This is a genomic window from Chitinophaga sp. 10T418 (genome assembly GCF_056394125.1).
The window spans coordinates 232,786-252,375 of the sequence record NZ_JBFTHG010000005.1 but is presented as its reverse complement, the minus strand read 5'-3'; the positions used below and the strand labels follow the sequence as shown (position 1 = coordinate 252,375).

At 44.8% G+C, this 19,590-nt stretch carries 17 protein-coding genes; 13 read left to right on the top strand and 4 right to left on the bottom strand.

Annotated features, from left to right (window positions below; genetic code table 11):
* From AC1DCV_RS16305 to AC1DCV_RS16275, 7 genes are all read left to right on the top strand, one after another.
* Positions 1-1,119 carry a polysaccharide biosynthesis C-terminal domain-containing protein gene (locus AC1DCV_RS16305; RefSeq protein WP_477024126.1) on the top strand — a complete coding sequence of 373 codons (1,119 nt, stop codon included), beginning with the start codon at positions 1-3 and terminating at the stop codon, positions 1,117-1,119.
* Between the two features lie 23 nt (positions 1,120-1,142).
* Positions 1,143-2,291: a non-hydrolyzing UDP-N-acetylglucosamine 2-epimerase gene (gene wecB / locus AC1DCV_RS16300; protein ID WP_441576230.1), complete on the top strand. Its 1,149-nt coding sequence runs from the start codon at positions 1,143-1,145 to the stop codon at positions 2,289-2,291.
* Positions 2,292-2,293: 2 nt separating this feature from the next.
* Entirely contained in the window at positions 2,294-3,517 is a 1,224-nt protein-coding gene (locus AC1DCV_RS16295) for a glycosyltransferase family 4 protein (protein ID WP_477024125.1), read from the top strand.
* On the top strand, positions 3,507-4,427 hold the full coding sequence (locus tag AC1DCV_RS16290) for an NAD-dependent epimerase/dehydratase family protein (RefSeq protein WP_477024124.1): 921 nt from the start codon (positions 3,507-3,509) through the stop codon (positions 4,425-4,427). Before AC1DCV_RS16295 ends, AC1DCV_RS16290 begins: the two co-directional genes overlap by 11 nt.
* Positions 4,424-5,374 (top strand): MraY family glycosyltransferase, encoded by a 951-nt coding sequence (locus AC1DCV_RS16285; protein WP_477024123.1) that lies wholly within the window; start codon positions 4,424-4,426, stop codon positions 5,372-5,374. Before AC1DCV_RS16290 ends, AC1DCV_RS16285 begins: the two co-directional genes overlap by 4 nt.
* Complete coding sequence (locus AC1DCV_RS16280; RefSeq protein ID WP_477024122.1) at positions 5,374-5,922, top strand: PglD-related sugar-binding protein; 549 nt, start codon at positions 5,374-5,376, stop codon at positions 5,920-5,922. The genes AC1DCV_RS16285 and AC1DCV_RS16280 overlap by 1 nt, the downstream gene beginning before the upstream one ends.
* Positions 5,923-6,282: 360 nt before the next feature.
* Positions 6,283-7,899, top strand: coding sequence for a T9SS type B sorting domain-containing protein (locus AC1DCV_RS16275; protein WP_477024121.1), 1,617 nt, complete (start codon positions 6,283-6,285; stop codon positions 7,897-7,899).
* A gap of 1 nt (position 7,900) precedes the next feature.
* Here the strand turns inward: AC1DCV_RS16275 and AC1DCV_RS16270 are convergent, their stop codons facing one another.
* The gene (locus AC1DCV_RS16270) at positions 7,901-8,641 is read right to left on the bottom strand and encodes a tyrosine-protein phosphatase (protein WP_477024120.1); all 741 of its coding nucleotides are present in this window, start codon (positions 8,639-8,641) and stop codon (positions 7,901-7,903) included.
* A 41-nt stretch (positions 8,642-8,682) separates the two neighbouring features.
* Complete coding sequence (locus AC1DCV_RS16265; protein ID WP_477024119.1) at positions 8,683-9,156, bottom strand: GAF domain-containing protein; 474 nt, start codon at positions 9,154-9,156, stop codon at positions 8,683-8,685.
* Between the two features lie 176 nt (positions 9,157-9,332).
* On the opposite strand from AC1DCV_RS16265, the gene idi reads away from it, so the two are divergent.
* Positions 9,333-9,872, top strand: coding sequence for an isopentenyl-diphosphate Delta-isomerase (gene idi / locus AC1DCV_RS16260; protein WP_477024118.1), 540 nt, complete (start codon positions 9,333-9,335; stop codon positions 9,870-9,872).
* A 196-nt stretch (positions 9,873-10,068) separates the two neighbouring features.
* Complete coding sequence (locus tag AC1DCV_RS16255) at positions 10,069-11,043, top strand: terpene synthase family protein (protein ID WP_477024117.1); 975 nt, start codon at positions 10,069-10,071, stop codon at positions 11,041-11,043.
* A 119-nt stretch (positions 11,044-11,162) separates the two neighbouring features.
* On the opposite strand, the gene AC1DCV_RS16250 is transcribed toward AC1DCV_RS16255, so the two are convergent.
* Complete coding sequence (locus AC1DCV_RS16250; RefSeq protein ID WP_477024116.1) at positions 11,163-12,191, bottom strand: hypothetical protein; 1,029 nt, start codon at positions 12,189-12,191, stop codon at positions 11,163-11,165.
* Positions 12,192-12,198: 7 nt separating this feature from the next.
* Positions 12,199-12,906 (bottom strand): TMEM175 family protein, encoded by a 708-nt coding sequence (locus AC1DCV_RS16245; protein WP_477024115.1) that lies wholly within the window; start codon positions 12,904-12,906, stop codon positions 12,199-12,201.
* A gap of 180 nt (positions 12,907-13,086) precedes the next feature.
* Between AC1DCV_RS16245 and AC1DCV_RS16240 the strand changes: the two genes are divergently transcribed.
* Genes AC1DCV_RS16240 through AC1DCV_RS16225 form a run of 4 tightly spaced genes read left to right on the top strand, consistent with a single transcriptional unit; the run spans position 13,087 to position 19,589 of the window.
* Positions 13,087-14,433, top strand: coding sequence for a TolC family protein (locus AC1DCV_RS16240; protein WP_477024114.1), 1,347 nt, complete (start codon positions 13,087-13,089; stop codon positions 14,431-14,433).
* 44 nt (positions 14,434-14,477) lie between these two features.
* Entirely contained in the window at positions 14,478-15,623 is a 1,146-nt protein-coding gene (locus AC1DCV_RS16235; RefSeq protein WP_477024113.1) for an efflux RND transporter periplasmic adaptor subunit, read from the top strand.
* Positions 15,624-15,646: 23 nt separating this feature from the next.
* Entirely contained in the window at positions 15,647-18,820 is a 3,174-nt protein-coding gene (locus AC1DCV_RS16230; protein ID WP_477024112.1) for an efflux RND transporter permease subunit, read from the top strand.
* A 16-nt stretch (positions 18,821-18,836) separates the two neighbouring features.
* Complete coding sequence (locus tag AC1DCV_RS16225; RefSeq protein ID WP_477024111.1) at positions 18,837-19,589, top strand: class I SAM-dependent methyltransferase; 753 nt, start codon at positions 18,837-18,839, stop codon at positions 19,587-19,589.
* Position 19,590 lies beyond the last annotated feature (1 nt).

Here is a 19,590-nt window from a genome sequence, read left to right as displayed (position 1 = left end):
ATGAAAAGAATAGGAATTACCGGCCAGAATGGCTTTGTAGGATCTTACCTGTTTAACAAAATAAGTTTACTGAAAGATGAGTTTACGCTCATCCCTTTCAGCAGATCTTATTTTGATTCGGAAGCACAACTAACCGAATGGGTGAAACAATGTGACGTAATTGTACACCTGGCGGCTATGAACCGTGATCCGGATCCGCAGCTGATCCATGATACCAATCTTGGGCTGGTACAGCAACTGGTAACAGCACTTACCAAAGCGGGGAATCATCCGCATGTCATCTTTTCTTCCTCTACCCAGGAAGAAAGGGATAACCTGTATGGTAAATCCAAGAAAGGTGGACGTGAACTGCTGGAGAAGTGGGCTGTCAGCCATCAGGCAAATTTTTCAGGATTGATCATCCCGAATGTATTTGGTCCTTTTGGGAAGCCATTTTATAATTCTGTAGTCGCTACTTTCTGTCACCAGCTTTGCAATGATCAAACGCCTAAAATAGACCAGGATGGTTTTTTGAAGCTGATCCATGTGGATGAACTGGCCACGCTGATCATTGATGCCATTCGTAACAACGATCATCAACGCGATTATGAAGTAAAGCCTACGGCGGAATTGTATGTGTCTGAGATCCTTTCAAAATTGACAGATTTTAAAAAGCTGTACCTGGAGCAGGGAGTGATCCCGGCGCTTCCGGATGCGTTCAGCATCCACCTGTTTAATACTTTCAGAAGTTATATCGACCATAAAACGTATTTCCCTTTTAAATTGAAGCAACATGCGGATGACAGGGGTGTTTTTGTAGAGATGGTAAAGCTGCAGGTAGGCGGACAGGTATCTTTTTCTACCACGCATGCCGGTATCACCCGGGGAAATCATTTCCATACCCGGAAAATTGAAAGATTCCTGGTCATCAGGGGGAAGGCACTGATTCAGTTACGGAAATATAATACGGAAGAAGTATTGAATTTCGAATTGGACGGAAACGAGCCATCATACGTAGATATGCCGGTTTGGTACACGCATAATATTAAGAACATCGGAGAAGAAGAATTATATACCGTATTCTGGATTAATGAGTTTTTTGATCCGCAGGATCCTGATACCTACTTTGAAACCGTTTAAAAAGTTTTTTAACAATAATCATCATGAGTACAGCTATAAAGAAATTGAAGGTGCTGACAGTAGTGGGCACCAGACCGGAAATAATAAGATTATCAAGGGTATTGGCTAAGTTGGATGAGTCGGAAGCAATAGAGCATGTACTGGTGCATACCGGGCAAAATTACGATTATGAGTTAAACCAGATCTTCTTTGAAGACCTGGGCTTGCGCAAACCTGATCATTTTCTGGAAGCTGCCGGCAAAACCGCTACGGAAACAATCGGCCAGATCCTTATAAAGATTGACCCGCTGCTGGAAGCGGAGCAGCCGGATGCTTTCCTGGTATTGGGAGATACCAATAGCTGTTTATGTGCTATTCCAGCCAAAAAAAGAAAGATTCCTATTTTTCATATGGAAGCAGGTAACCGTTGTTTTGATCAGCGCGTACCGGAAGAAACCAACCGGAAAATAGTAGATCATATCAGTGATATTAACCTGACCTATTCAGATATCGCCAGAGAATATTTACTGCGCGAGGGGTTACCAGCCGACAGGATCATCAAGACCGGCAGTCCTATGTATGAAGTGTTGCATCACTATATGCCAAAGATCCGTCAATCGCATATCCTGGATGAACTGCAGTTGAAAGAGCAGGAATATTTTGTTGTATCTGCACATCGGGAAGAAAACATTAACTCCGACAGGAACTTTGATAACCTCGTTACTTCGCTCAACCAGATTGCAGGCATATTTGGTTTGCCGGTGATTGTGAGCGCACATCCCCGTACCCGTAAAATGATTGAGGCAAAGGGCGTGACTTTTGATCCACTGGTAAAGCTGATGAAGCCATATGGACTCAGTGACTATATCGCACTGCAAATGCAGGCGAAAGCAGTATTGTCAGACAGCGGTACTATTTCGGAAGAGTCGTCGATCCTTAACTTCCCTGCACTAAATATCCGGGAAGCACATGAAAGACCGGAAGCAATGGAAGAAGCCTCGGTGATGATGGTAGGGCTGAACCCGGAAAGGATCTTACAGGGATTAAAACAACTGGAATATCAGGAAAGAGATACCAGGAATTTCCGGGAAGTAGCTGACTACTCCATGCCTAACGTAGCAGATAAAGTGGTTAGGATAATTATTTCCTATACCGACTATATTAAAAAAACAGTTTGGAAAAACTATGAATAATTATGGGGAATAAATTATGGGTAGTAACCGAGCTATTTTTTCCGGAAGAAACGTCCACTGCGTATATCATGACGGAAGTCAGTGCACACATTGCGCAAAATAGTGAGGTGCATGTGATATGTGGTCCATCTTCTTACCAAAAATCCAATATCGTATCCAACGATGCTTTTGCAAATGAAAGTGTGAAAATTCATCGGGTAAAAGCCCTGCCGTTGAGTAAGGATAAGCTATTACAACGCTCCCTCAGAATGATGTTATTAAGTGTGCAGCTTTCATTTAAGCTGATGGCAAAGGCACGTAGGGGTGATCGCGTACTGATTGTTACCAATCCTGCACCAATAGTGCTGTTGGTATCTTTGATCAGCAGGTTAAAAGGACTGAAATGCTTTACGATTGTACACGATGTTTTCCCGGAAAACCTGGTAGCAGCCAGGTTGATGAAAACCAGCAGTATTGGCTATAAATTGTTGAAATGGATTTTTAACAAGGCGTATAGTAAAATGGCGGTACTGTTTGTGTTGGGAAGAGATATGAAAGAAATTTTTGAAAAGAAGCTAAAAGGGTATAAAAGGAAGCCAGCCATATACGTAGTAGAAAATTGGGCCGATACAAAAAGCATTTTCCCGACAGGGAAGGATGAAAACAGGATTGTGCAGCAACTGGGGATTACGGAAAAAATCATTTTTCAATTTGCCGGGAATCTGGGCCGTGTACAGGGACTGATGGAGTTATGTAACGTTATTAAACAGATCCGGAATCCATTGGTGCATTTTATGTTTATCGGGGAAGGCGCTGTGAAGGAAGAAATGAAGCAATTTGTAGCTGTTAATCATTTGCGTAACGTATCCATGCTGGATTCTTTTTCCCGTAGTCAGCAGCGCGAGTTTTTAAACGCCGGCGATGTAGGTATTGTTTCGCTGCAGGAAGGGATGGCCGGCCTTGGCGTGCCATCAAAATCTTACAATATCCTTGCAGCGGGAAAGCCGATTCTCTTTATTGGTGATGACGAAAGCGAGATTGCCAGAATGATCAATGAGAACGATGTAGGCTGGTGCTATGCGATGAAGGACACCCGCATGCTGCTTGATTTCTTTAACAGCTTGTCTCCTGAAGATGTTTTACAGCTTAAAAATAAGGGCGAAAGGGCGAGGTCTCTGGCGGAAACAAAATATACCAGGGAAATTATCCTGGATAAATATCTAAAAATGACAGCAAGTGAAAATTGATATATTGTTAACCGGTGCTTCAGGCTTTTTGGGGGGAGAAATTATTGGGACTCTCGACGGCAGGTACCACTTTATTACGTTGGGGAGGCAGTCGCCGGTTTCCGGCGGGAGGCATATCGCGGCCGATCTGGGCAGCGGTATGGTCATCAATCTGCCAGCTGTTAAATACGTTATTCATTGTGCCGGAAAAGCGCATAGCATACCGGGAAATACGGCGGAGAAAGAAGATTTTTATAAGGTAAATTTTCAGGGAACCGTCAATCTATGCCAGTCGCTGGAGAAGGCGGCGGCGCTTCCCGAAGCATTCGTGTTTATCAGCACAGTGGCCGTGTATGGAAAGGAGGAAGGCGTTTTGATTGCCGAAGATCATCCATTGGCCGGTGATACACCATATGCAGAAAGTAAGATTATGGCTGAGCAATACCTCGAAGAGTGGTGTGCGAAGCATCATATAAAACTGAGTATTTTACGTTTACCGTTGATAGCGGGCAACAACCCTCCCGGAAATCTTAAAGCGATGATCCGGGGTATCAGGAGTGGAAAGTACCTGAGCATTGGTAAGGCAAATGCAAAGAAAAGTATTGTATGGGCGAAGGATATTGCTGCTATTCTTCCTGCTGTGGCAGAAATAGGCGGAACGTATAATTTGACAGATGGGGATCATCCCAGTTTTCGGGAGCTGGAACACAGTATCGCCCGCGGTATGGGCAAAAAGGATCCGTTGCGCATACCTTTTCCGGTAGCAAAACTACTGGCGCTGATGGGTGATTTGCTGGGAGATAAATTTCCGGTGAACAGCAGCAAGCTTAAAAAAATTACGACCACACTGACCTTCAGCGATGTTAAAGCGAGGAATTTGCTTAACTGGAAACCATCAGTTGTTACGGAGAAAATAAGATTTATAGTATGATGTACCTGGCATTGGTAGCAGCATTTTTTTTGCTGATCAAAGTTTATTTTAAGTTGGCTGCTCATTACAATATTATTGATAAGCCCAATGAGCGCAGTTCTCATACCAGTATTACTATCAGAGGAGGAGGCATTGTTTTTGTGATGGCAGCCCTGATGGCGCTGATCCTTGATTTTCATGGATTTGGTATTCCCGCCGCAGGTGTCATTATTATTGGTGTCATTAGTTTCCTGGATGATATTTATTCTTTACCGAATAAAGTAAGGATACTGTTTCATATAACAGCTGTGTCGCTGATGTTTTTCTATCTGGCGGTATTCGGGAATTTCCCTGTTTATGCTATCATCGCTTTGTACATACTGGTCATCGGTATCATTAATGCCTACAATTTTATGGATGGTATTAACGGCATCACTGGTTTATACAGCCTGGTTACCCTGGGGGCCCTGCAGTTTGTAAACATACAGCATATTCATTTCATCAATGAAGATATGATCTGGTTGCCTATGCTGGCATGTGCTGTTTTCCTGTTTTTTAATTTCAGGAAGAAGGCGGCTTGTTTTGCAGGAGATGTGGGTAGTGTAACGATTGCCTTCTGGATTATTACGTTGCTGTTGAAACTCATTTTATTTACGGGCGAATGGAAATACCTGCTATTATTGTCGGTTTATGGGGTAGATACTATTCTGACCATTATCCATCGCTTAACACTCAAACAAAATATTTTTAAAGCACACCGGTTACATTTTTACCAGCTATTGGCCAATGAAAGAAAGATACCGCACTTACTGGTGGCTTCCTTGTATGCAGTGGTGCAGGCGGTGATTGACGTATTCATCATCAGTAATCAAAATAATTTGGTGATGAATATAACGATTGTTGGTGTACCGCTGGTGCTGATATATGTAATTTTAAAACCGGGATTAAAACCTAAACTAGCCGCATAATGTCCACATCATTTCTTATTTACGGTGCGGGGGGGCATGCTAATGTGCTGGCAGATCTTGGAATGCTCACCGGCGCTGAGGTGCCTGTGATGTTCTCAGATGATGCTGCACATCATGGTAGCCGCAACAATACGATTATCCGCTCCTACGATCCGCTGCTTTTTCCCGAATTACCATTGATATTGGGTATTGGGAATAACAACGTCAGGGAAATATTGGCAGAGAAAGTAGCCCATTCATTTACCGGGTTGTTGCACCGCACTTCTTATGTAGCAACGAACGCTGCTATAGGAGAAGGGAGCGTGGTACTTGCGAATGCCGTAGTACAGGCAAACAGCCGGATCGGGAATCACGTGATTATTAATGCCGGTGCTGTGATTGATCATGACGCTGTTATCGGTGACTTCGTACACGTGTCTGCCAATGCATATGTAGGCGGTGGTGCTGTTATTGAAAAAGGCGCTGTAATAGGGCCCGGAGCCATTATAACAAGGCATGCCGTTGTAAAGCAGGGAGTTGTTGTACCACCCCTTACAGTAGTGGCCTGAATATAGTATTGCATTTTATCAACCAATATCTTTTTTGATATTTTACCAATTGAAATCTTCGTTACTTTTACAATGCAGGATAATATTTTGATACTACCTGCCGTTATAGTCGCAATAAGCGGAAACCTTATATTTCTTACAGATTTTATCTGATAACCATTTCTGTTCATTTTTCTTTATCGTCCTATTTTAGTGAGGAAAACTATTTATTAAATAATTGTTTTATTCATAGAAAACATATAAAATAATTTTACATTTGTGAGAATGTTATTCTTGAACAAGCGGGCTATGTAAAACGTTGTATGTTCAGAATGTTCGTTACGAGGCTATGCCTTCGCTATTTGAAATGTGAATTTTTTTATGAAAACCATATCTTCTGCATCTTATTCTGTGTTGCTGAAAATCCGCGCGCCAACTTTTTTAACCCACCTGTGGTGGTTAAAAAAATGGAGCAGTATACTCCTGCTTGTCTTTCTTCTCTCGTTACAATATGTATCCGCACAGGACATTCAGATTAAAAATCCTTCACTGGAAGGTGTGCGGGGACAAACAAAAGCACCGCCTTACTGGATCGTTGCCTTTAATACGCCAGATATACAACCCGGTGTTTTAGGGATTACTTTACCTGCATCACTGGGAGCTACCTATGTTGGTTTGCACAGCGGGAAAGACGAACTGGAAGGAATTTCTCAGGAGGTCAACTTAAAAGGAGGGCGTACCTATACGTTTTCCTTTGATCTGGCGTATGCCCCTTTGTATATTTTCAGAGCGTGCTATGGTGATTTGGCTATTTATGGAAGCGATACGCCCACAACACCCACGGAACTGTTATGGAGATCCGGACAGTTTTATCATACGGATTGGCAGCGGCATACTGCTCAGTTCACAACTACCCGGAGCTTTAAATATATTATTTTTGCGGCGTATGTTTCAGCAGAATGTGATAAAAGTAAATACGGCTCCGCCTTATTGATGGATAATTTATCTGCCACCATGCGGGAAGTACCTCAGATTACTTTCAACGTGGAACATACCTGCATAGGTGCAGCCAATGGCCGCCTTTCAGCGAATGTATCAGGCGTTACACCGCCCTATACTTATTTATGGAAGCCAGGCGGGCAAACTACCAGCAGTATTGCTAATCTGGATGTAGGAACCTATGAGGTAACCGTTACTGCTGCTAATGGAACACAAGCCACCGCCAGTGCTGCCATCCGTAATACTGATTTGAAAAGTGAAGTCACTACCATATCCTCTGATTGTAGTGGAGAGAATAAGAACCAGATATTGATAAATACTACAGGAGGAATACCCCCTTATCAATATTATCTGAATAAAAATGATCATGCCAGTTACACGCCTGTATTTAAGGATCTAAGACCAGGAAGTTACCAGGTAAGAGTGAAAGATGAACATGGTTGTGCTAATAGTGTAGAAAATATAAAGCTGCAGGAACCATCGCCGCTGGAAATTACGGACGTAAAAACAACTGGTACCAGCTGTACCAGTACGATTGATGGAAAGATTGCATTGAACGTAACAGGAGGGACGGCGCCCTATGCTTACCGCCTGGAAACAAATGAGTGGCAAACGGATAATATTTTGAGTAAACTGGATGCAGGTACTTATTATTATCAGGTAAAAGATAAAAATAATTGCCAGGTACATGGAAGCGCAGAAATAATCAAAAATATAAGAGAGTGTGCTGTGTTTGTTCCTACTGCATTTTCACCAAACGGTGATGGGCAGAATGATTTGTTTCGTGTAAAACTACATGATGATGTCCATGATTTTCATCTGGACGTTTATAGCCGCTGGGGACAACTTGTATTTAGTACTACCAGTCCTGAAAGTGGTTGGAATGGCGAATTAAAGGGACAACAACAGTCAGCTGCCACGTATGTATGGGTACTTACCTATACAGATAGTAAACAGCAGGCGCTTAAGCAAACAGGAGTAGTTACACTTGTCCGGTAAATTAAAGGGTGTTATTTCTGAAGGAGTAAGTTTCCAGTATTCTTCTCAGTTTCGTATTCCGGGCAATATCAGTAATGGCCTTCAGGTGTTTTTCATGATGAAGATCCGTACCTATCAGATCTATGAGTCCGGCTGTCATCAGTTTTTCTGCCGCCTGTTGCACATGTTTACCGTAGTAACCTACAAGAGACAGCAGGTTCACCTGTAACAGGCAACCCTGTTGTTTCAGTTGCTGATATTGTTCTATATCCTTGTGATAATAGGAATAACGTTCCGGATGCGCCATTACCGGCTGATAGCCTGCTGCCTGCAGATCAAACAGCCACTGACCCAGCTGCATCGGCGCCGACATAAAAGAGATTTCTACCAGCACCAGGTTACCGGAAAGCGTTAACAACGGCTTTTGAAGTAAGGGGATGAATTGTTCATCCAGGTAATATTCAGCCGCATAGCTAAAATCCATCCGGATATCTTTTTGTTTAAGTGCTGTTATTACTTCCTGATATGGCCCCGCCATCGTATCTGTTGAATTGGGATAACGATCCATCATGATATGCGGAGTAGTAATAATTTTTTTGATACCCAGTTGTTGTAGCTGATCTATAAAGTGTATTGATGTGGCAGCATCAGGCACTCCATCATCAATGCCGGGCAGGAGATGGGAATGAATATCTGTCGCCATAAACGCCAGCAAGTCTGCCGGCAATATTGTTTCGATATTTTTTTTACGGAAAAAAAGCATAATGGTTTTTCAATAAGTCAATGTCACAAAATTTCGCTGTGTTATAACACAATCAGTGCCACAATTTCTTCCAGGAATTGCTGATCGGTGGTGTCAAAGTGGGACAGGTACTCGCTGTCTACGTCCAGTATTGCTTTTACTTCGTTGTTGCGGATCAGTGGCACCACTATTTCTGACCGGGAAAGACTGCTGCAGGCAATATGTCCGGGAAATGCTTCCACATCAGGTACAATCAATGTTGCAGCCTGTGCCCAACTGCTGCCACATACACCTCTGTTCTTACGAATACGGGTACACGCTACCGGTCCCTGAAAAGGTCCGAGCACCAGTTCATCTTCCTTCACCAGGTAAAATCCTACCCAAAACCATCCAAACTGCTCTTTCAGCGCAGCGGCTACATTAGCTAAGTTTGCTACCAGGTCTGTTTCTCCTTCCAGCAACCCCTTTATTTGCGGGATCAGTGAAGTATATTGTTCTGCTTTATCGCCCCTGATGATATGTAAGTCTTCTGCCATAATCGATGTTGTTATACTGCAAAAGTCCGGAAATTTCTATATATTTAGCGTAGTAACCGTTAAAGTAATTGTTGTTAACCATTCAACCAATATATATCTGTAAAGGGAGTTGTTTTTTGGTAGTTTATCCTATTTTCCGTCTGCCAAAAGTTTAATTAAAATATATTTGTGATACTATGAAATCACCGGACATAATTTTAGTGAACGAGCAAGATGAAGCTATTGGTACAATGGAGAAGATGGAAGCACATCATAAAGGATTGCTGCACCGTGCTTTTTCCGTGTTTATCATCAATGATGCCGGAGAGATATTATTACAACGCAGGGCGCTGGAAAAATATCATTCCGGAGGATTGTGGACCAATGCCTGCTGTAGTCATCCGTTTCCGGGGGAAGCTACAGATGCAGCCGCACATCGCCGGTTGCAGGAAGAAATGGGCTTCGATTGCAACATGAAGGAAATTTTTACGTTTACCTATAGAGCGGAATTTGATAATGGTTTAACCGAACACGAATTTGACCATGTGTTGCTGGGTACCTATAATGGCAACATATATCCTAATCCAACTGAAGTATGTGATTACCAATATTTGTCTTCCGGTCAGATTATGAAATTAATGGAAAAAGAGCCAGCCTCATTTACTATCTGGTTTCATCGTGCATTACCACTGGTATTGCAGTATATGAATATCCCGATCAATGCTGCCGGTGTATAATTTTTAGTTTTTGTTTAGCTATGCCAATTTGCTGTTAACCGGAGCGGTTTAATGAAGTGAAATTTACAGCACCTATCTGCTTACTGCCTTGATACGGCAGTCATTTTTATGCCCTTTAGCCTCCTTACCGGGACAAGCCCGGTAACACCTATGCTATTTACTACCCTCAATAATTAACTATTAAATCAACTGACACATGACAACTATCCAAATGCCTGACATCAGGTACCCATTCCCTTCTGGAATTAATCAACATGTCAACGAAGCCCAGGACCACGTTGCCTCCTGGGTAAAATTTTTTGGTCTGCTCACCACAGAAAAAGCCTGGCACCGCTTTCATAAAGCCCGCTTCGCATGGTTGGCGGCCCGGGCTTTCCCCGATGCAGCCCTGCATGAACTTTGTATTGTGGCTGATTTTAATACCTGGCTGTTTATTTTAGACGACCAGTGTGATGAGGCCACTGCCGGCCGTAAGGCAGACTACCTGAAAAGCATGATGGCCGGATTCATGGACATCCTGCAGCATAACCGGCAGATAACATCAGAAAACGGCGGCCCGTTACCTGCTGCACTGAGTAGTATCTGGGACCGTATGCGTGCAATTGGAAGCCCCGCCTGGCGCCTCCGCTTTATACGCAGTATGGATGATTATTTTACTTCCTGTATCTGGGAAGCAGAGAACCGGGAAGCGGGCATCGTCCCTTCCCTGGCGGATTATGTACACATGCGCCCCTTCACCGGCGCCCTCCTGGCAGATATCGAAGCCATTGAAATTATTGAAAAAATTTATCTCCCCCGCACGGTGATAGAACAGCCATTGATGCAACGTATGATACAGGCTTGCAATAACATTGTATGCTGGTCCAATGATCTGTTTTCCTGTGCTAAAGAATCCCGACAGGGCGACGTCCATAACCTGGTGCTGGTGTTGCAGCACCACGGACAAATCAGTTTGCAGGATGCGGTGAACCAGGCGGCCCGGATGCACAATGAAGAAGTTGCCATTTTTGCTACCCTCGAAAAATTATTACCGCTGAAAGGAGATGAAAGAGATTATGAACTGCTCCGTTATGTATCTGTACTACGTTCCTGGATTACCGGTAATTACGACTGGAGTGTCAGTGATACCGGCAGGTATGGTATAGAAGTAAAAGAAGTGGTGGCAGCGTAGGGGAGCGCCTTCGGCGCTTGTCTTTGAACTGGATGAAACTGATTTTTATGATTTTATTGCTTTCTCATGAAAAAGTAAAAATCAGTTTCGTCCAGTTCAAAGATAAAGGCCGAAGCCTTTCACCCCCGCTTCATCCGTTTCTCTATCAACCGGCCCACCCACCAGAAGGAAATGGCCAGTATGCCAAAGAACAGTCCTTTGTTGGTATGGTCCCAGAGATATTCAAAGTAGCGGGTATAAAGATCCAGTAGAAGAAAAACAACGGCGAGGTCACGCAACAGGTCATCTTTCATACGGATGCCCAGTAGCAGCATGCCCACACATTGCAGGGTGTAAATGATTACCCACTGTAACAAATGTATCTGTCGCAGTTGTTGCCATTCGTCCCAGGTTCCACAGTTGCCGAAAATGGAGATGAGCCAGCCGGAAATGATGAACAGTAGCCAGCCGCCGCTCCAGGTAATATCCTTGATGGGCGCATATACCCGGAATTGCCGTAACAACCAGGCTGCCAGCACCAGCAAAGCGCCCAGCAGGGCCATGCGGCAGGGCAGGTTCATACCCAGGAAAAAAGAAGCATCGCCCGTAAGATAATAGGTGAGTTTTACATAAGCTGGTATCAGGCACAACAGGGTAGCAGCCCACAACAGCCTCGAATGAAGCGTAATGCCCAGCACACCGTAACAGGCGGTTGCCAGCAACCAGAAGGCGCCATAGTTGCCATCGAGATAATTTACACTCTTGCCCAGGTATACCACGCTCACGCCTATACTAAGTACAGGCAACAACCAGAAAAGCTCCCGGTTAAAAGAAAATACCGGCTGATGTTTATTACGCCGCCAGCCCTCATAACAAAGAAATATGGTCAGTCCGGCAAATAGCAAGGCAATCACACTATCTGTCAGTGAAAACTTTTTCCGGATGATTTCTATCCACTTTTCATCAAGCACCAGCGAGCCAAAAGCCATCAGTGCACAGGAAATGGCAGCGATGAATATGTAAAGGGTAATTGTTTGCCAATCGGTACTCACCACTTTATAGCTTTGCTGCAGTTCACCTGCCTGCTCCTCCGTAATGAGCTGTTCCTTCTGCCAGGTGTTGATCGCCCGGCGGAGTAATTGTGCTTCCCTTTTGTCCAGTTCCATCATAGACGATCTATTCAGTTGTTTTCTCCACCCGATGTACCAGGCGAAGGGTATTTCGCTTTTTTATCTTTAAACGGAAATAATTAAACAAACCCAGCGCCGGAATAATCATATAACTGACACGCTGGTACGCAGTATTCTCCGGATACAGGAAATAGGTCATGGCAATACAGGTAAAACCCGTTGCCATAGTGAGAAACCCGTATTTAGAGCGCTGGTACAATAACTCCTTTTCTGTATGATGCCCCGGCACAGCCAGGTTTGGATTTTTCTGGAAAACATAGTAACTGATCCAGAATAAAGCCGCCAGACAGCCCGTCAGGTTACACAGATAGATAAAGAAAGGCAACATAAAATGAGCACTGGTATGCAAAATCGCCGAAGTCGAAAATGGAAACGACACAATAAAAAATAAAAAGAAAAGATTGCGATGAATCAATCCTTCGTTGTAATTTTGGAGGAAGCGGCATAAATGCAGATGCCGGACCCAAAAGTTACCAATAAATACAAAGCTGGCAGTAAAAGTCAGAAATTCAATAACAGTCGGCTGCAGCAGATCCCAGTAGCCGTTGGCAGGCATTTTTCCAGGAAGAACAGGCAATTTGATTTCAATAATCAGTAAAGTAATGGCAATGGCGAACACCGCATCGCTGAAAAGGATCAATCGCTCCAGCTCAAACTCACGATGAAACGGTTTGGGTTCTTTTATAACAGACATAGACATAGTTAACAATAACTTTTCCGAAAGATACGAAAATAGCTATTAGCTGACAGCTATTAGCGTTTACCATGCATTTGCCGGATGCTGCCTCCCGAAAAGAGACAATATCCGCTCAACCTTTTTACCTGTTTGTTGTTAAGTATTTATCAATCATCATATACTTTCAAAGTAATAAGTATGCATTGTCGTTTTTTCCTCTTCACCCTTCTTTTATTGTCAGGAATAACAGCAGCTTACGGGCAGGTGGATACTACACAGCCAGGTAGTTATGCTTATAACCTGGTCAATTGCATACAATACGGACTCGCTCATCAGAATGATGTGGTAAATGCCCGGCTGGATGTAGCATTTTCCCAGGAACAGATAAAAGAAGCTACCGGTAAGTTATTACCCCACGTAAATATTAACGGAAGTCTGGTAGATAACCTTAAGCTGCAAACCTCCCTGATTCCGGACATCGCCAATGGTAACTACGATAAAAAGATCCCGGTGCAATTTGGCACCAAATGGTCTTCCGGGGTTACGGGACAGGTAGACCAGGCCATCTTTAACAGTGATTACTTCCTGGGACTGAAAGCTTCCAGGGTGTATGGTGGCTTGTCGCAAAAGACCTATAAACGTACAGAAATAGACACGAGGGTAGCCATCACCAAAGCATATTATGCGGTGCTGGCCAATGAAGAAAATATCCGGCTGGCAAAATCCAATATGGCCCAGCTAAGCAAAACCCTCTCGGATACCAAAGCCCGTTACGATGTAGGCGTGGCAGAAAGGGTAGACGTAGACAGAATACAGGTGTCCTATAATAATGTGGTGACAGATATTGAAACCCAGATCCGGGTTCTCGTATATACGATGCAGTTATTGAAGTTCCAGATGGGCATGCCCCAGGAAACAAAGCTCACCCTCACCGAAACAGTACAGGACCTGAATGTAGACTCATTTATTTCAGATACCGTTGATTACCAGGTGCAGGATAGAATTGAATACAGCATACAAACCACGCAGATTGCACTGAATGAACTGAACCTGAAAAGTAAGCGGCTGGGATACCTGCCTACATTGAACGCTTACGTCAACTACGGATATAATTACTTCGCCTCCACTTTCGGAGACCTGTATAAAACCGGTTATGGCGCCTCCGCGCTTGGGTTAAGTCTTACCTGGCCCATTTTTGCAGGTACGGAAAGACTACATCAGATCCGGGAAAACAAGATAACATTAAAAAAGTCGCAAAATGACCTGGACTATCTGAGCCAACAGATCAAACTGGATGTGACCAATTCCAATACCCAATATCTCAACAACAGATCAAGGTTTGTAACACAGAAAACCAACATGGGGCTTACCCAGGGAATATACGATCGCATCGTACTCAAATTTGAACAGGGAGTAGCCACCAGTCTGGATGTTACCTCGGCAGAAAGTGACCTGAAACAGGCGCAGGTAGATTATGTGCAGGCCCTGCTGAATACACTGATCAGTAAAACAGACCTCGATAAAGCCATGGGCAAAATTAAATAAGCAGTTAGCTTTTTTGTATTCGTAATTCGCAATTAATTTCTCATATGTATCTAATAAATAACAAGCGGACCTTTTATGTGGCAGGAATGATACTCTGTGTAGCCTGTGGCAACAGCAAAAAGCAACAGCAGCAGGCCGCTATGATGGGGAAGATGAAACCTACGGTGGTAGCTGCGGAAGTGGTTCCCGCCGTTTATACCGTGGCAGAAAAATTTCCTGCTACCCTCCTGGCGCATGATGTAGTGGAACTCCGCCCGGATGTTTCCGGCTACCTCGAAGCCATCCGGGTACAAGACGGTAGTAACGTTACCAAAGGGCAGGCATTATATGATATAGACAGAAGCCGTGCTGCCGCTGCATATGGTCAGGTCGCCGCTACCCAGCAACAGGCGGAAGCCGATCTGGCACAGAAAACACGTGATTACGAAAGATATAAGTCCCTGCTGGAACATGATGCCATCTCCAAACAAACGGTAGACCAGGCCTACACAGCCATGCTGACATCGAAGGCCAATGTGGCCGCCGCCAAAGCATCTGTGGCCAAAGCCGGTACGGATGTGAACCATGCCATCGTAAAAGCACCGGTAACCGGTAAAATAGGTATCGTCCAGATTAAAGTAGGAGATATCGTGAATGCCGGCCAAACACTGATCAATACTATCGTCAACGAACACCCGATGTTTGCCGATATGGATATTCCACAGTCCCGGTTGCCGGAGTTTCTCCGCATCCAGAAGGGACAGGGAGATGAAAAATTCTTTATTCAGTTTGGTGATGGTACCCGATACGGAGAAGTAGGAAAAGTGCTGACGATCAATAATATCGTTGATGCCCAAACCGGAACTGTCCGTGTGCGGCTTGTGTTTCAGAACAAAGATGATATGCTGAAATCAGGTATGAGCATCGTGGTAGTGATGCAATATGGTACTCCGGCTACCCAGCTGGCTATCCCCGCTAAGGCGATGATCCAGAATTTATCTGAAACCAGCGTGTATACAATCAGCAAAGACAATGTGATTGGAGCCCGGGATATTGTGCCGGGTGCCATTACCGATACCATGCTGCTGATCAACAGCGGATTGAAAGCCGGCGATAGGATAGTGGTGGAAGGTATACAGCGGGTGAAACCCGGAGACACTGTCAATATTGCGGGAGCAGGAGCACCTGCAGGAGCACCGGCAGGAAAATAATAATACTAAATCACCATCACAGTATGATCTCAAAAACATTTATAGAGCGCAAGAATACTACTATCGTAATTGCTATCATCATTGTGATTGTAGGGCTCATCTGCATGTTTAACCTACCCATTGCGCAGTTGCCGGATATAGCACCACCAGTAACAGATGTAAGGGCCAATTATGTAGGAGCCAACTCCACTACGGTAGAAGAAACAGTGACCACCCCCATAGAAAACCAGGTAAACGGTACTCCCGGCGCTATGTATATTCAGTCCGTGAGTGCCAACGATGGATCTATGAGTATTACCGTCACCTTTAACCTGGGTACCAATCCCGATATCTCTACGCTGGATGTACAAAACCGTGTGAGCCTGGCGTTGCCAAGTACACCGGATGAAGTACGGCGTGTAGGCGTAACGGTGAAGAAGCGGTCCAACGATATGTTGATGGTAATTGCGTTAAACTCTCCCAAAGGAAAGCACTCCCGTGAGTTCCTGGACAACTACATGAACATTTACCTGAAACCCGAGCTGGCACGTATTGTAGGAGTAGGTGATGTGAATGCTTTCTCGCAGGATTATAGTATGCGCATATGGCTGAACCCTGATAAGATGGCCGCCCTTGGCCTGACTGCAGGTGATATCGCCGCTGCCATCAGGGAACAAAACCAACAGGTGCCTGCCGGCAGTATCGGTGCACCACCCATGAGTCATTCACAGGCATTTGAATATACGGTAAGTGTGAGAGGCCGTTTGGCTACTTCAGAAGAATTCGGCAACGTAGTAGTGGCTAAAAGTAACAATGGCAGCCTGGTAAGACTGCGGGATGTAGCCCGTATCAACCTCGGATCTTTTACCTATTCCATCGAAGCAAAAGCAGATGGTAAAACAGGTAGTGGTATGGCAATTTACCTGTCTCCCGGCGCCAATGCGCTGGATGTAAACGACAAGGTAATGGCCAAGATGGCGGATATGGCAAAGAATTTTCCGGAAGATGTGAACTGGCTGGTGCCTTTTGAAACTACGTCCTTTGTGCGGATTTCTATTGAGGAAGTAATCCAGACATTTATCGAAGCCCTGATCCTCGTGGTGATCGTGGTATTTATATTCTTACAGAACTGGCGGGCCACACTTATTCCTATCTTGGTAATTCCGATTTCCCTGATAGGCACCTTTATATTTTTCCAGCTACTCGGCTTTTCCATCAATACCCTTACGCTGTTTGGTTTTGTGCTGGCCATTGGTATTGTGGTAGATGATGCCATTGTGGTGGTGGAGGCAGTGCAGCATCATATTGATGCAGACCTGATGTCGCCCCGGGATGCCACCTTTAAAGCCATGTCGGAGGTACAGGGACCGGTAATCGCCATCGCACTTATCCTCGCAGCGGTATTTGTGCCTGTGGCATTCATTCCCGGTGTAAGCGGACGATTGTATCAGCAGTTTGCCTTAACGATCGCCTTTTCCGTGTTGTTGTCTGCATTCCTGGCGCTGACCTTTACACCTGCATTGACGGCCATCCTGTTAAGACCTGCACACCTTACCCAAAAATCACATGGTCTGAATAAGATCTTTTTTAAATTTAATGAATGGTTTACGCGGGTAACCAATAACTACGGAAAAGGAGTGATGTTCTCTATCCGCAAAACTCCGGTGGTACTCATTATCATGGGAATCATATTTGCGGTGGCCTTTTTCCTCTTCAAGAAAACACCGACCACCTTTGTGCCCCAGGAAGACATGGGCGCCCTGTATATAGCACTGGAACTGCCGGAAGCCTCTTCTACGGAGAGAACAAAAGAAGTGGTGGCACAGATCAGTGATATTTTGTTGAAAGATAGTGCCGTTATACATTTCTTCGGCATCACCGGTATCAACTTCGTGGCCAATGCCACCAAACCTAACTCCGGTACGTTTTTCGTGAGCCTCAAACCATGGGATGAACGTTATAAGCATGGCGACAATATAGGCACTGTATTAGGCCGTATACAAATGGCGACCAGCAGAATTATAGGGGCCAATATTATTTGTATTCCGGCACCTACGCTGCGTGGTTTGGGTACTTCGGGAGGGTTCTCCTTTATATTGGAACAACGAAGTAATCCGGACATTAATCAGTTCCTGCAGGTAATGGGGCAGTTCCTCATGGCAGCCAACCAGCGGCCGGAAATTGCCAGGGCATATGCTTTCTTCAGCGCCAATACTCCACAGTTTAATGTGGATGTAGACCGCGATAAATGTAAGCAACTCGGTGTAGCCGTCAGCGATGTATTTAATGCGCTGCAAACATTCCTCGGAGGGCTCTACGTCAATGACTTTACAAAGTTCAGTCGTAGCTTCCGCGTGGTGTTGCAGGCAGATTCATTATACCGAACCAGCATCAATAACCTGAGTACATATTATGTCAGAAATAACACAGGGTCGATGGTGCCGCTCAGCGCGCTGATCACCACCAAAAAATCAGCAGGTGCGCCGGTAATCAATCACTTTAACCTGTATCGTTCCGTTGAAATTGATGGAGATAGTAAAACAGGCTATAGCAGTGGTGATGCCATCAATGCACTGAAAGAGGTGGCGACTAAAGTATTGCCTGAAAATTTTGGTTACGAGTGGGCCAACGTATCATTGCAGGAAATTGAAGCAGGTAACAGTAGTGTGCTCATCTTCGCTTTATCTATCCTGTTTGTATTCCTGTTGCTCACCGCCTTGTACGAAAGCTGGTCGGTTCCGTTCTCCGTATTGCTGGCGGTACCTATTGCATTATTTGGTTCTATCCTGGCGCTGTCGTTAACCAAACAGGCCAATAGCGTATACTCTCAGATAGGGTTGATTACCCTGATTGGTCTGGCTGCGAAAAATGCCATCCTGATCGTTGAGTTCTGTAAAGAGCGTGTAGACAGGGGGATGCCATTGCTGGATGCTACGCTGGAAGCCGTGAAACTGCGTTTACGTCCTATTCTTATGACTTCCTTTGCCTTCATATTGGGGGTGTTGCCGCTGTGTCTGGCGAAAGGGGCGGGTGCCGCTTCCCGTGTTAATATAGGCTTCACCGTAGTAGGAGGTATGTTGGCCGCTACTTTACTGGGTGTTTTCACGGTACCGGTATTGTATGTACTCATCACCAAGATGGCTTATGGCAAGAAGAAACTGGCCGACCTGGAAGCGAATGGTAATGAAGACAAGAAACCTAAAGGTTTAGGAGAATAACCCTAACTTCATTATCATGAAAAATACGGAACGTTTTAGCACACGGGTAGATAACTATGTAAAATACCGGCCGCATTATCCTGTGGCCATTATTCCATATCTGGCTACGGAAGTGGGTTTAACACGCGATACCATCGTGGCGGATATTGGCGCCGGTACCGGCATCTCTGCCCAGCCTTTCCTAGATAACGGCAACAAGGTGTATGCGATAGAACCCAATGCAGAAATGAGGGAGAAGTCGCAGCAATTACTGCAACGTTATCCGGGATTTTCTGCATTGGCCGGTTCAGCAGAACATACCACCCTGCCGGCGGCCTCTATAGACCTGATTGTTGCGGGTACCGCTTTTCACTGGTTTGACCAAACCGCTACCGCCGCGGAATTCAGACGCATAGGCCGCAAAGAAGCCCACGTTGTATTGATGTGGAACGTAAGACAGGCGGAACTGCCTTTCGAAAAGGGCTACGAAAAGCTCCTGCACCAGTTTGGTACCGATTATAAAGACATGCAACACAGAAACGTAGGGACGTCACAGTTAGCCGCGTTTTTTCAACCTGACACCATCCACGAAAAGACTTTTCAAAATGCACAGATCTTCGATTTTGCCGCGCTGAAAGGACGGTTGTTGTCTTCTTCCTATGCGCCTGAAAAAGGCCACCCCGTGTATGAAGACATGATCAAAGCCCTGGAAGACCTGTTCTGGAAATACCAGGAACAGGGCATGGTGAAGTTTCATTATGAAACGAAGGTGTATACAGGAAAGGTCTGAA

Bases quoted from the DNA above. Each gene is read 5' to 3' on its own strand.
- AC1DCV_RS16305 (WP_477024126.1), top strand. From the start codon at position 1: ATGAAAAGAATAGGAATTACCGGCCAGAATGGCTTTGTAGGATCTTAC.
- wecB (WP_441576230.1), top strand. From the start codon at position 1,143: ATGAGTACAGCTATAAAGAAATTGAAGGTGCTGACAGTAGTGGGCACC.
- AC1DCV_RS16295 (WP_477024125.1), top strand. From the start codon at position 2,294: ATGGGGAATAAATTATGGGTAGTAACCGAGCTATTTTTTCCGGAAGAA.
- AC1DCV_RS16285 (WP_477024123.1), top strand. From the start codon at position 4,424: ATGATGTACCTGGCATTGGTAGCAGCATTTTTTTTGCTGATCAAAGTT.
- AC1DCV_RS16280 (WP_477024122.1), top strand. From the start codon at position 5,374: ATGTCCACATCATTTCTTATTTACGGTGCGGGGGGGCATGCTAATGTG.
- AC1DCV_RS16275 (WP_477024121.1), top strand. From the start codon at position 6,283: ATGAAAACCATATCTTCTGCATCTTATTCTGTGTTGCTGAAAATCCGC.
- AC1DCV_RS16270 (WP_477024120.1), bottom strand. From the start codon at position 8,641: ATGCTTTTTTTCCGTAAAAAAAATATCGAAACAATATTGCCGGCAGAC.
- AC1DCV_RS16265 (WP_477024119.1), bottom strand. From the start codon at position 9,156: ATGGCAGAAGACTTACATATCATCAGGGGCGATAAAGCAGAACAATAT.
- idi (WP_477024118.1), top strand. From the start codon at position 9,333: ATGAAATCACCGGACATAATTTTAGTGAACGAGCAAGATGAAGCTATT.
- AC1DCV_RS16255 (WP_477024117.1), top strand. From the start codon at position 10,069: ATGACAACTATCCAAATGCCTGACATCAGGTACCCATTCCCTTCTGGA.
- AC1DCV_RS16250 (WP_477024116.1), bottom strand. From the start codon at position 12,191: ATGATGGAACTGGACAAAAGGGAAGCACAATTACTCCGCCGGGCGATC.
- AC1DCV_RS16245 (WP_477024115.1), bottom strand. From the start codon at position 12,906: ATGTCTGTTATAAAAGAACCCAAACCGTTTCATCGTGAGTTTGAGCTG.
- AC1DCV_RS16240 (WP_477024114.1), top strand. From the start codon at position 13,087: ATGCATTGTCGTTTTTTCCTCTTCACCCTTCTTTTATTGTCAGGAATA.
- AC1DCV_RS16235 (WP_477024113.1), top strand. From the start codon at position 14,478: ATGTATCTAATAAATAACAAGCGGACCTTTTATGTGGCAGGAATGATA.
- AC1DCV_RS16230 (WP_477024112.1), top strand. From the start codon at position 15,647: ATGATCTCAAAAACATTTATAGAGCGCAAGAATACTACTATCGTAATT.
- AC1DCV_RS16225 (WP_477024111.1), top strand. From the start codon at position 18,837: ATGAAAAATACGGAACGTTTTAGCACACGGGTAGATAACTATGTAAAA.